This is a genomic window from Serratia aquatilis (assembly GCF_044865145.1).
Classification (GTDB): domain Bacteria; phylum Pseudomonadota; class Gammaproteobacteria; order Enterobacterales; family Enterobacteriaceae; genus Chania; species Chania aquatilis.
In genome coordinates this window covers 4,772,703-4,784,632 of the sequence record NZ_CP173186.1, presented here as the reverse complement: position 1 = coordinate 4,784,632, position 11,930 = coordinate 4,772,703, and the positions used below count along the sequence as shown (strand labels likewise).

Sequence of the window (11,930 nt, the reverse complement as noted above, 5' to 3'; positions counted from 1 at the left end):
ATGCGAATAATTGTCTACGGCAGTTTACGACGCAAGCAGGGGAACAGTCATTGGATGACCAACGCCCAATGGCTGGGAGAACATGAGTTAGAGGGCTATCAGATTTATGATCTGGGCCATTACCCGGCGGCGATCCCTGGAGAGGGAACTGTACACTGTGAGGTGTACCGTATTAACTCATCGATTCTGGCTGAGCTGGATGAATTGAAAAGTAATACCAAGGACTATAAGCGCGAACTAATTCAGACGCCTTATGGTAGTGCGTGGATCTACCTGTATAAACACAAGGTAGACGGTTTCCCGCGGATTGAGAGCGGTGACTGGCTGAAACGCCTTGATGAAAAGTAGTAAAAATACACCGCTCAATGAGCGGTGTATTTTTATCTGAACCGGCGGGAATTACTTCTTCGCGCGTTCGAAAGAGGCGATGATTTCAGCTTTGGCTGCTGCGGCGTCTGCCCAACCTTCCACTTTCACCCACTTGCCTTTCTCCAGATCTTTGTAGTGCTCAAAGAAGTGGGCAATCTGCGCTTTCAGCAGTTCTGGCAGGTCGTTCACGTCTTTTACGTGATCGTACTCTTTACTCAGTTTGCTGTGCGGTACGGCAACCAGTTTTGCATCTTCACCAGCTTCATCCGTCATTTTCAGAACGCCAACTGGGCGGCAGCGGATCACTGAGCCTGGTTGCAGCGGGTATGGGGTTGGTACTAGTACATCTACCGGATCGCCATCCAGTGACAGCGTGTGGTTGATGTAACCATAGTTGCACGGGTAGAACATCGCGGTAGACATGAAACGATCAACGAACAACGCACCAGTTTCTTTATCGATTTCATATTTGATTGGGTCAGCGTTGGCTGGGATTTCGATAACTACGTAGATGTCTTCCGGCAGGTCTTTGCCAGCAGGGACCAGATTCAAGCTCATGTCGGTTTCCTTTAATCAAACCAGAAATGGGGTGGCGGTTATTATAGTCAAAACCGATCTAAAGTACCCCATTTATTCGGGGGCATAAACCCGCTGCATTGCCGCATGGTACGTACTGAATGTACGCTATCGCGGCATTTAACGACTGGGATAGGCATAACGACTATGTTTTTGAAGAGGGGCTTTCGATTGGGCGCTTAACACAGCAACTGATAGCTAATTCAACAATACAGCACTGGGTTCGGCATGCCGAACCCAGTGCTGATGGCTTTATTTGTCCGGGAAGTCGGCAATAAAGCGTTCGGCGTCTTCAACCATTGATTTTGTACCGACGAAGAACGGGGCGCGTTGGTGCAGCTCCTCCGGCACGATATCAAGAATGCGGTCTTTACCGTCGCTGGCTTTGCCACCGGCTTGTTCAGCCAGGAAGGCCATCGGGTTGCACTCATACAGCAGGCGCAGTTTACCTTTCGGGTGGCTGGCGGTGCTTGGATAAATATAAATGCCGCCCTTCAACAGATTGCGATGGAAGTCGGCAACCAGAGAACCGATATAGCGTGATGTATAAGGACGATGGGTTGCCTCATCTTGTTCCTGGCAGTACTTGATGTATTTCTTCACCCCGAGCGGGAACCTGATGTAGTTACCTTCGTTGATGGAATACATGCAGGCTTTTTCCGGGAAACGGACTTTCTCATGCGAGAGGCAGAACACACCCAGGGACGGATCGTAGGTAAAGGCATGCACGCCATAACCAGTGGTATATACCAGCATGGTGGATGAACCATAAACCACGTAACCGGCTGCCACCTGTGCACTGCCTGGCTGCAGGAAATCTTCTTTGGTGACAGGAATACCAACGGGAGTAATGCGACGGTAGATAGAGAAAATCGTCCCGACCGAGACGTTGACGTCAATGTTTGACGAGCCATCCAACGGATCCATCAGAACTACGTACTTACCATTCTCAGCCCGCTCCCCGTCGAAAATCACAATATCGTCTTCTTCTTCAGAAGCGATACCTGCAACTTCCCCTCGTGCTTTTAAAGCGGCTTTTAGTTTTTCATTCGCGAACAGGTCCAGTTTCATCTGAACTTCGCCCTGTACGTTTGAAATACCGCTGGTGCCCAGAATATCAACCAGACCTGCTTTGTTGATATCACGGTGGATGATCTTGGCACCCAGTTTAATTGCAGAAAGTAACGCAGTCAGCTCGCCGGTGGCGTGAGAGAAGTCGTGCTGTTTCTCGACGATAAATTCGCCTAACGTTTTCATGACACAATCCCTGAATCTACGGATGGAAAGCGGTTTGTTAACATACCGCCAACGTTTTCGTAAGCAGTGTAGCCCAAAGCAACTCGCCATTCATAGGCAAATCCATTTCTTCTAACGGATTCGGAGCGCTAGAATAAGCACTAAATCGATGCACTCAAATGAGAAACCTAATGCGCATACATATTCTTGGGATCTGTGGCACCTTTATGGGCGGGCTCGCTATGCTGGCACGTTCGCTCGGACATGAGGTTACCGGGTCAGATGCTAACGTCTATCCTCCAATGAGTACACTGCTGGAAAATCAGGGGATCGATCTGATCCAAGGCTACGATCCTGAACAACTGGATCCGGCACCGGACCTGGTGATCATTGGCAATGCGATGAGCCGTGGTAATCCCTGCGTGGAAGCGGTTCTTGAACGGAGCATACCCTACGTTTCCGGCCCTCAGTGGTTGCATGATTATGTACTGCGCGATCGTTGGGTGCTGGCGGTTGCGGGTACACACGGTAAAACCACCACCGCCGGTATGGCAACCTGGATACTGGAGGCTTGTGGCTACCAGCCGGGGTTTGTGATTGGGGGAGTACCCGGTAATTTTGAGGTTTCTGCCCGTCTCGGCAACAGCCCATTCTTTGTTATTGAAGCGGACGAGTATGACTGCGCCTTCTTCGATAAACGTTCAAAGTTTGTTCACTACAGCCCACGTACGCTGATCATGAATAACCTGGAGTTCGATCACGCTGATATATTCGACGATCTGAAAGCCATCCAGAAACAGTTCCACCATCTGGTGCGTTTAGTGCCTGGTCAAGGGAAGATAATCCTGCCGGAAAACGACACGCATCTGAAACAGGTGATGGCAATGGGATGCTGGAGTGAGCAAGAGTGGATTGGCGAGGAAGGAGCTTGGCGGGCGCAGAAAATGACAACAGATGCCAGCCACTACGAAGTGTTCCTTGACGGTAATAAGGTGGGGGAAGTTAAATGGGCTCTGGTTGGTGAACACAACATGCATAATGGTTTGATGGCGATCGCAGCCACACGCCATGTAGGTGTTCAACCTGCTGATGCCTGCCGTGCATTGGGTGATTTTATTAATGCGCGTCGCCGCTTGGAGTTACGCGGTGAGGCTTACGGCGTGACGGTTTATGACGATTTCGCCCATCATCCTACCGCTATTTTGGCGACGCTGGCTGCGTTGCGTGGGAAGGTTGGCGGCACCGCGCGTATTCTGGCTGTATTGGAACCTCGTTCAAACACCATGAAAATGGGGATAAGCAAAAATGAACTGGCTCCTTCGCTCGGACGAGCCGATGAAGTTTTCCTATTCCAGCCTCATCATATTCCCTGGCAGGTCGCCGAGGTAGCTGATGCCTGTGTACAACCGGCGTACTGGAGCTCCGACTTGAATACGCTGGTGGAGATGATCGCGAAAGCCGCGCAACCTGGAGATCACATTCTGGTTATGAGCAACGGTGGCTTTGGCGGTATTCATGACAAGCTGCTGGCTGCTTTGGCTAACAAGGCTGAGCCGAAAGAAACCTACTGATTTAATGATAGATTTAAGGCCGCGAATGCGGCCTTCGTCGATAACATATTGTTTTGTCAGCGGAGAATCGTAACGCAATAGGCGTATTTATTTATAAACTTCAGCAGTAGCGTGGTAGCTATTGTTGTTGCGGAGTTCGATTACCTTATATGCAGTAGCCCCTTGAGCATCTGCTTTGGCTGAGAGTTCCTGACGAATATCGGAAGGTGTCCCACCCACGCCGCTGACGGTGATGGTGCCCACAGATTGGAGTTTTCCGGTCTGTGATGCATCAATGTATTGCGCGGCAAATGCGCCGAAAGAAAGGGTAGACATAAGGCTGATTGTTGCTATTGCTGTGCTGATTTTCATGATAAATCCTCTTTATGGTTATTTTCTTGTTTCAACAATTCGTGATTTATGTCACAGAAATGAGTATACACCTAGTAACCATCAAAATTAATAGCTGACTAATTATTTCTGGTGAAACTTTTGTTGGTAAGAGGCTGTTGCTAATAACTGAAGAGAATAAAAAACGCTCAAAAAGCGCTCAGTTTGTCTTCAAGTTAATTGATTTCAATAGGATGGGTATTTTTGACTTAAAGTGCGAAGTTTTACAGCCGCGGCTTCTGACGAAATTAAAAATTTCGTTGAACTTTACCGAGGATGGCCTGACGGGCAGTTTTAAACATGCTGAGATCCTATGAGTAAGTTGTGGCTACTTTGCCTTAGATGTATTCGGAGAAGATAAAAGCGGGAAATTATGGCCTGCAGATATAGAGTCTAATCAGGCTACGCTTAATTGGGGGAGCTTCCAAACCCATCAATTCAGAGATTTTGTGCGCTAGCGTGATGCCTTCAGAGAGCCCTATGCCAACAGCATGCGGAAGCTAACCGCACGCTACCAGCTTACTGAAAATCAAAGTTCTTGTTCAAATAGCGAGAGAATCGCTTCAAAGAGTTGCCGCGCGGTAAATGTACTGGCTGGCGTGACAAAAATGGTATCGTCCCCCGCAATGGTGCCAAGGATCCCCTCAGATTTACCCAGCGAGTCTAATAGTCGAGCAATCAGCTGTGCTGCGCCGGGGCTGGTATGGATCACTACCACCGCATCATTATGGTCGACATCCAGCACCAGGTTTTTGAGCGGGCTGGTGGTGGTAGGCACACCTAACTCGGCCGGAAGACAGTAAACCATCTCCATTTTTGCATTACGCGTGCGAACTGCACCAAATTTGGTGAGCATGCGTGATACTTTGGACTGGTTGATGTTTTCGAAGCCTTCTTCTTGCAGCGCCAAAACGATCTCACCCTGAGAACTGAATTTTTCCTCTTTCAATAACGCTTTGAACGCTTTGATCAGATCTTCCTGCTTTGCGGGATTTCGCATTTTGCACCGTGGAATAATGTTGACAAGGGAGTTAATTATTATGCATATAAATGCATTTTTATGCAATACAGGAGGAGGTAGAGAAAGTAAATTGCGCGGATTGTATGGGGAAAATAGCATTTTAACAAAACCTCGAACTAATGAATATGCCTTTTAGTCAGGAAGGCGAATTACCTCTTCGGTAACGAAAATGTTATTAAAATGATGTTGTTCTGATGTTATGTAAGGGTGTAATGTAACTGTCGGTTAACGTGACCGTGAAGAGCCCCGCACTATTTCCGATTAATGTGCGCTATGCCCTTAATGCGTAAGCTAATTACTCTACAATAACTGCGAAATCGGTCATTTTATTGCGCCAGATCTAAAATGGACTGTTAATAGGTTGTTTTTAAAGGTGTGATAAATTAAGGTCCGAAACCATAGAATTCACGGCACTTTTATATTTGAGATAATAAAGGAGTATAGGATGAAAGTTGCAGTTCTCGGTGCTGCTGGCGGTATTGGCCAGGCCCTCGCCCTTCTACTCAAGACCCAGCTTCCTTCAGGTTCAGAACTCTCCCTCTACGACATTGCTCCTGTTACCCCAGGCGTTGCCGTTGACCTTAGCCATATCCCAACTGCTGTTAAAATCAAAGGGTTCAGTGGCGAAGATGCTACGCCAGCCTTGCATGGTGCGGATGTGGTGCTGATTTCTGCGGGTGTCGCTCGTAAACCAGGCATGGATCGTTCTGATCTGTTCAACGTAAATGCTGGAATCGTGCGTAATCTGATCGAGCAGGTAGCCAAAACCTGTCCTAAGGCATGCATCGGTATCATCACCAACCCGGTGAACACCACGGTTGCTATTGCTGCTGAAGTTTTGAAGAAAGCGGGTGTTTACGATAAGAACAAACTGTTTGGCGTGACTTCACTGGATATCATTCGTTCTAATACCTTTGTTGCTGAATTGAAAGGCAAGCAGCCTGAAGAGCTGAATGTACCAGTCATCGGTGGCCACTCTGGCGTGACAATTCTGCCGTTACTTTCTCAGATACCTGGCGTCAGCTTCACCGATCAGGAAGTGGCTGATTTAACCAAACGCATCCAGAATGCTGGGACCGAAGTGGTTGAAGCCAAGGCGGGTGGTGGTTCTGCAACTCTCTCCATGGGGCAGGCTGCTGCACGTTTTGGCCTGTCACTGGTCCGTGCCCTGAGCGGTGAGAAGGGCGTGACTGAGTGTGCTTATGTTGAAGGTGATGGCAAGTATGCCCGTTTCTTTGCACAACCGCTGTTGCTGGGTAAAAATGGTATAGAAGAACGCCAAGATATTGGTAAGTTGAGTGTTTTCGAACAAAAAGCACTGAACGAAATGTTGGATGTATTGCATAACGATATCGAACTGGGCGAAAAATTTATCAATAAGTAATCCACCCAATACGATTGAAAAACATAAGCCGCCGGAATGTATTCCAGCGGCTTTTTTTTCATGATTTGATCCGGCTTTTCCGATCCAGCAGATGATGCGTGTGTGGATCAAAATACCTACTCGGCCAAATTTCCGCCGGATGAACGTCTAGTGCATCGGCAATTAACCACTCTCCTTTAGGCCACGGGCGTGACAGCGCGTTTGCCAGTGTAGAGGAACTCAGCCCAGCCTCACGTGAAACCGCTGCCAAAGTGGTGCCTCTTTTCTTCAATGCGGCGATAACGTCTGCTGGATGCCAATCCGGATTCCTTGAATTCATATTTACATTCCTTTTTTGATAAGAGAAAGTTCTGTTAGTGGTATAACTAACGGGTCAGAATTAATCGTTTGAACAACATGAAATGCTTATTCGGAAACCAGAATACCATTAAGTTTCTAAAAAATATCTTATGGTTTCTGAAAAATGCGTATTGCCACACTATTGTCCCGAGATAATGGCTATGAAAAACGAGTGGTTTGCTGCCAAGGAGCTTACAGGTATCGCAGGATTGCCTTCCTCTACACAAGGAATCAACTTAATGGCCCGGCGTGAAGGCTGGGTCAGTCGCCGTCGCAAAGGTGTTCAGGGAAAGGCATTGGAATATCATGTCGACAGCTTGCCGACCGGCGTCAAAAATCTTTTGATTTTACGGGAAGATCCGGCCGCCTATGAAGCTGAACGTCAGGATCCGCTGGCGGTGTGGATTGAATACTATTACCACCTATCGGACAGTGAACGGGGGAGGGTGATGGCGTATTTGATGCGCGAAGGAGTGGGCAGTCTGCTGACTTGGATCGCCGAAAAGAATAAATAGCGTGGCCTGGCAAAATTGGCAGTTCTGCTTTCATTCTTCTCTGACGTGAACGGCTATTTTGACGCTTTGAAGCCGAATCTTGAGTGTGTTTTCGGGATTATCTGGCAATGAGTATATCGTCACATCTGTCGCCTTACGGTAAACAGAGGTAGCAACTCATTAGGAAAGGGAATGAATAGGCCTGCATAGCAGGCTTATTTTGAATATATGGAAATTTTGATTTCTTAAAAATCGCGTTGTACTGCAAGGTGTGCTAATCCTTCCAGCGCGGAACGATAAACTGACTCCGGCAGAACCTGTAACGAGGCGATTGCCTTGTCCGCTTCTTCCTCTGCACGTTGACGTGTGTAGGTGAGTGAACCACACGCCTGCATGGCAGCAAGCACCGGCTCCAGAAGATGGCGGCCATTTCCCTGTTCAATTGCTCCTCGGATCATGGCGGATTGCTCCGCACTGCCGTTATGCATCGCATGTAATAAAGGCAATGTTGGTTTGCCTTCATTCAGGTCATCACCGGTATTTTTCCCCAGCGTAACGCCGTCTGCGCTGTAATCGAGCAGATCATCCACCAACTGGAATGCAGTGCCGAGATAGCGGCCATAGTCTTGTAGCGCCTTCTCTTCTGCTTCGTTGGCCCCCGAAAGGATTGCGGTAGACAGTGCTGCTGCTTCAAACAGACGGGCAGTCTTGCTGTAGATAACCCGCATATAGCTTTCTTCAGTGATATTTGGATCGTTCACGTTCATCAATTGCAGCACTTCACCTTCAGCGATCACATTGACTGCTTCAGACATCACTGCCAATACGCGGAGCGATTCCAGGCTGGTCATCATCTGGAAGGCACGTGTGTAGATGAAATCACCGACCAGCACGCTGGCTGCATTGCCAAACGCCGCGTTAGCGGTTGCCTTGCCACGACGCATATCCGACTCATCCACCACATCATCATGCAGCAAAGTAGCTGTATGGATGAATTCAATCAGGGCAGCTACGGTAATATGCTTATCACCCTGGTAGTGCAGTGCCCGTGCCGCCAGAACGGCGATCATCGGACGAATGCGCTTACCGCCACCGCTGATAATGTAGTAGCCAAGTTGATTGATGAGCGTGACATCGGAATTCAACTGTTCAAGAATTGTTGCGTTCACGGCCGCCATATCTTGCGCGGCTAACTCAGTAATTTGCTCTAGGTTCATTGTATTTTTTTCAGCTGTGTTTCTCTTCACCGCGATGAGATCGCGGCTCACATCGGTACATGGCGGTAACTGTCAGCTTGATTGTACTTGAAAAACGGTCCAGATAAACGTCGGGAAAGAAACTGTGTTTTTTTTCTTCTTTTTTCACCTTGCTTCCCTATTATGCTCTTGTCATGAGCGGGATTATTGCGTAGAATTCGCGCCCTATTGTGAATATTTATAGCGCGCTCTGTACTGAATAAGTGAGCACGCGGAAAGCGGAGTTTTATATGTACGCGGTTTTCCAAAGTGGTGGTAAACAACACCGAGTAAGCGAAGGTCAAACCGTTCGCTTGGAAAAGCTGGACATCGCAACTGGTGAAGCGGTTGAGTTTGACCAGATTCTGATGATCGCTAATGGCGAAGATATCAAAATCGGCGTTCCTTTCGTCGATGGCGGTAAGATCAAAGCTGAAGTCGTTGCTCACGGTCGTGGCGAAAAGATTAAGATTGTTAAGTTTCGTCGTCGTAAGCACTACCGTAAGCAGCAGGGCCACCGTCAGTGGTTCACTGACGTTAAAATCACCGGCATCAGCGCTTAAGTTAGGAGAGCGGATTAATGGCACACAAAAAGGCTGGCGGCTCGACTCGTAACGGTCGCGATTCAGAAGCTAAACGTCTGGGCGTAAAACGCTTTGGCGGCGAAGCAGTACTGGCAGGCAGCATCATCGTTCGTCAGCGCGGCACCAAATTCCACGCTGGTACCAACGTGGGTTGCGGCAAAGACCACACTCTGTTTGCTTTGAAAGACGGTAAAGTCAAATTCGAAGTTAAAGGCCCGAGCAATCGTAAATTTATCAGCATCGAAGCTGAATAATTTTTCGAGCCTTATGAAATAGATGTAAGCCCCGCAATTCGTTGCGGGGCTTTTTACATTTATACCCGTCAATATTCCAGGCTGTAGGTGCGTTGCTGTACCGCTCGTCCCGGTTACAGAGTTTGCCTATGCTTCTGGGGTCTTTTCAAACGAGATTGCTGTTTCAGGCAATTCGAATGATTCAGGGCAGTTTGGCCGCTTGTGTTAGGGCGTCATAGCGCGAGACAGTGAGAAGATGGAAACGAAACAGCAGGTCGGTGCTGGTATCTTTCTGGCGATTACCACAGCCGTTTGCTGGGGTGCACTACCGATCGCGATGAAAGAAGTACTGGCAGTGATGGAGCCGTTTACCATTGTCTGGTATCGCTTTACTATGGCCGCCATTGGCTTGGGTATGATCCTGGCAGTGCGAGGCCGCTTGCCGCCGGTAAAAATGTTCCGCCAACCGCGGTGGCTCCTGTTATTGGTGATTGCGACAGCAGGGCTGCTGGGCAACTTTGTATTCTTCAGTTCTTCGCTGCAGTACCTTAGCCCTACGGCGTCGCAGGTTATCGGCCAATTGTCGCCGGTTGGCATGATGTTCGCCAGCGTATTGATCCTGAAAGAAAGGATGCGTATCACTCAGGTGATTGGCGCAATGATGCTGATCTGCGGGTTGATACTGTTTTTCAATGTTAGCCTGATTGAAATTTTCACCCGATTGACGGATTACACCCTCGGCGTTTTGCTGGGAGTTTGTGCTGCTTTGGTTTGGGTGACTTATGGTGTGGCGCAAAAAGTCTTGCTGCGTAGGCTGGCTTCGACGCAGATTCTGGTAATATTGTATACTTTATGTGCAATTTCCCTGTTCCCCGTCGCCAAGCCTGAGATGATTTTTCAGCTCAGTAGCTGGCAACTAGCCTGCCTGTTGTTCTGTGGGGCTAACACGCTTATTGGTTATGGTGCCCTTGCGGAAGCGATGGCACGCTGGCAGGCGGCTCAGGTGAGTGCAGTGGTAACGCTGACTCCCCTGTTTACCCTGTTGTTTTCAGATTTATTGGCGCTGGCCTGGCCACAGATATTCGCCGCCCCGACATTAAATGTTGCGGGATATGTCGGTGCTTTCGTGGTGGTAACGGGCGCTATGTTTTCCGCCATTGGTCACCGTTGGTGGCCGCGACGGGCAGAAACCCACCTGGTTGCTTCTTTGAAGCCACCGGGAGAATGATTTACGGAGACGGTAGATGAAGTTTGTAGATGAAGCGACGATTCTGATCGTTGCAGGGGATGGCGGTAATGGTTGCGTCAGTTTCCGCCGCGAGAAATATATCCCGAATGGTGGACCTGATGGCGGTGACGGCGGTGACGGCGGTGACGTCTATCTGCTGGCGGACGAAAACCTGAATACCCTGATCGATTACCGCTTTGAAAAATCTTTTCGTGCTGAACGTGGTCAGAACGGTCAGAGCCGTGACTGCACAGGCAAACGCGGCAAAGACGTGGTGATTAAAGTGCCTGTCGGTACCCGCGTGAAGGATCAGGGGACGGGTGAGATCCTCGGAGATATGACCCGCCATCAGCAACGCCTATTGGTCGCAAAAGGCGGTTGGCACGGTCTGGGGAATACTCGTTTTAAATCCTCGGTAAACCGCGCCCCGCGTCAGAAAACGTTAGGAACCAAAGGTGAGACGCGCGACATCTTGCTGGAACTTTTGCTGTTGGCTGATGTTGGCATGTTGGGTTTGCCGAATGCCGGTAAATCGACATTCATTCGTGCAGTCTCTGCCGCCAAACCCAAAGTGGCTGACTATCCTTTTACTACGCTGGTGCCAAGCCTTGGTGTTGTGCGCATGGACCATGAGCAGAGTTTCGTGGTTGCAGACATTCCGGGCCTGATTGAAGGGGCTCACGAAGGTGCTGGCCTGGGTATCCGTTTCCTGAAGCACCTTGAGCGTTGCCGCGTACTGTTGCACCTGGTGGATATTGCACCTATCGACGAATCCGATCCGGTAGAAAATGCCAAGGTCATCATTAATGAGCTTACTCAGTACAGCGAAAATCTCTCGCAGAAGCCACGCTGGCTGGTTTTCAACAAAGTTGACCTACTGGACGAAGAAGAGGCAGCGGAGCGTGCCAAGGCGATTGTAGAGGGCATGGGCTGGGAAGGTAAGTACTACATGATCTCTGCCGCGAATCGTGAAGGCGTCAACGCGCTGTGCTGGGACGTGATGAATTTCATTAATACCCAACCAAAAGCCATGGCGATTGAAGAAAGTGCGCCAGAAAAAGTTGAGTTCATGTGGGATGATTATCACCGTGAACAAATCGCTGAAGTGGAAGCTGAAGCAGAGGATGATTGGGATGACGACTGGGATGAGGATGACGACGAAGGCGTCGAAATCATCTATCAGAAGTAATTCTACTCTTGAAAAGGAAGAACCCTGTTGAGGGTTCTGAGGTTGATGACAAAGTCGCCTTTAGCCTGAGATACACGGGTCTAGCGCACCGAGGGGCACTCC

At 49.0% G+C, this 11,930-nt stretch carries 15 protein-coding genes; 8 read left to right on the top strand and 7 right to left on the bottom strand.

All coding sequences use genetic code 11. From position 1 onward, the window contains the following. Complete coding sequence (locus tag SAQUA_RS21665) at positions 1–348, top strand: gamma-glutamylcyclotransferase (protein WP_380676286.1); 348 nt, start codon at positions 1–3, stop codon at positions 346–348. 51 nt (positions 349–399) lie between these two features. On the opposite strand, the gene ppa is transcribed toward SAQUA_RS21665, so the two are convergent. Beyond that, positions 400–927: an inorganic diphosphatase gene (gene ppa / locus SAQUA_RS21660; protein WP_380676284.1), complete on the bottom strand. Its 528-nt coding sequence runs from the start codon at positions 925–927 to the stop codon at positions 400–402. Between the two features lie 270 nt (positions 928–1,197). Beyond that, positions 1,198–2,202 carry a class 1 fructose-bisphosphatase gene (gene fbp, locus SAQUA_RS21655; protein ID WP_380676282.1) on the bottom strand — a complete coding sequence of 335 codons (1,005 nt, stop codon included), beginning with the start codon at positions 2,200–2,202 and terminating at the stop codon, positions 1,198–1,200. Positions 2,203–2,372: 170 nt separating this feature from the next. On the opposite strand from fbp, the gene mpl reads away from it, so the two are divergent. Then, positions 2,373–3,752, top strand: coding sequence for a UDP-N-acetylmuramate:L-alanyl-gamma-D-glutamyl-meso-diaminopimelate ligase (gene mpl / locus SAQUA_RS21650; RefSeq protein ID WP_380676280.1), 1,380 nt, complete (start codon positions 2,373–2,375; stop codon positions 3,750–3,752). Positions 3,753–3,839: 87 nt separating this feature from the next. Here the strand turns inward: mpl and yhcN are convergent, their stop codons facing one another. Continuing rightward, a complete protein-coding gene (gene yhcN / locus SAQUA_RS21645; protein ID WP_380676278.1) occupies positions 3,840–4,103 on the bottom strand; it encodes a peroxide/acid stress response protein YhcN in 264 nt (87 codons plus the stop codon). A 547-nt stretch (positions 4,104–4,650) separates the two neighbouring features. Next, positions 4,651–5,121 carry a transcriptional regulator ArgR gene (gene argR / locus SAQUA_RS21640; RefSeq protein ID WP_380676276.1) on the bottom strand — a complete coding sequence of 157 codons (471 nt, stop codon included), beginning with the start codon at positions 5,119–5,121 and terminating at the stop codon, positions 4,651–4,653. 466 nt (positions 5,122–5,587) lie between these two features. Between argR and mdh the strand changes: the two genes are divergently transcribed. Further along, positions 5,588–6,526: a malate dehydrogenase gene (gene mdh, locus SAQUA_RS21635; protein WP_380676274.1), complete on the top strand. Its 939-nt coding sequence runs from the start codon at positions 5,588–5,590 to the stop codon at positions 6,524–6,526. A gap of 58 nt (positions 6,527–6,584) precedes the next feature. Here mdh and SAQUA_RS21630 read toward each other — a convergent pair whose 3' ends face one another. Further along, positions 6,585–6,845, bottom strand: coding sequence for a helix-turn-helix domain-containing protein (locus SAQUA_RS21630; protein ID WP_380676272.1), 261 nt, complete (start codon positions 6,843–6,845; stop codon positions 6,585–6,587). Positions 6,846–7,026: 181 nt separating this feature from the next. On the opposite strand from SAQUA_RS21630, the gene SAQUA_RS21625 reads away from it, so the two are divergent. Then, complete coding sequence (locus SAQUA_RS21625; protein ID WP_380676270.1) at positions 7,027–7,380, top strand: DNA-binding protein; 354 nt, start codon at positions 7,027–7,029, stop codon at positions 7,378–7,380. Positions 7,381–7,604: 224 nt separating this feature from the next. On the opposite strand, the gene ispB is transcribed toward SAQUA_RS21625, so the two are convergent. Together ispB and SAQUA_RS21615 are read right to left on the bottom strand one after the other, a co-directional pair. Further along, positions 7,605–8,576, bottom strand: coding sequence for an octaprenyl diphosphate synthase (gene ispB, locus SAQUA_RS21620; protein ID WP_380676268.1), 972 nt, complete (start codon positions 8,574–8,576; stop codon positions 7,605–7,607). A gap of 10 nt (positions 8,577–8,586) precedes the next feature. After that, positions 8,587–8,724: a hypothetical protein gene (locus SAQUA_RS21615; RefSeq protein WP_380676266.1), complete on the bottom strand. Its 138-nt coding sequence runs from the start codon at positions 8,722–8,724 to the stop codon at positions 8,587–8,589. Between the two features lie 121 nt (positions 8,725–8,845). On the opposite strand from SAQUA_RS21615, the gene rplU reads away from it, so the two are divergent. The 4 genes from rplU to cgtA all read left to right on the top strand — a co-directional run bounded on the left by rplU (position 8,846) and on the right by cgtA (position 11,828). Then, on the top strand, positions 8,846–9,157 hold the full coding sequence (gene rplU / locus SAQUA_RS21610) for a 50S ribosomal protein L21 (protein WP_004955927.1): 312 nt from the start codon (positions 8,846–8,848) through the stop codon (positions 9,155–9,157). A 17-nt stretch (positions 9,158–9,174) separates the two neighbouring features. Next, a complete protein-coding gene (rpmA, locus tag SAQUA_RS21605) occupies positions 9,175–9,432 on the top strand; it encodes a 50S ribosomal protein L27 (RefSeq protein WP_004933559.1) in 258 nt (85 codons plus the stop codon). A gap of 235 nt (positions 9,433–9,667) precedes the next feature. Continuing rightward, complete coding sequence (locus SAQUA_RS21600; RefSeq protein WP_380676261.1) at positions 9,668–10,639, top strand: DMT family transporter; 972 nt, start codon at positions 9,668–9,670, stop codon at positions 10,637–10,639. 16 nt (positions 10,640–10,655) lie between these two features. Beyond that, entirely contained in the window at positions 10,656–11,828 is a 1,173-nt protein-coding gene (gene cgtA, locus SAQUA_RS21595) for an Obg family GTPase CgtA (protein ID WP_380676259.1), read from the top strand. Positions 11,829–11,930: the final 102 nt, after the last annotated feature.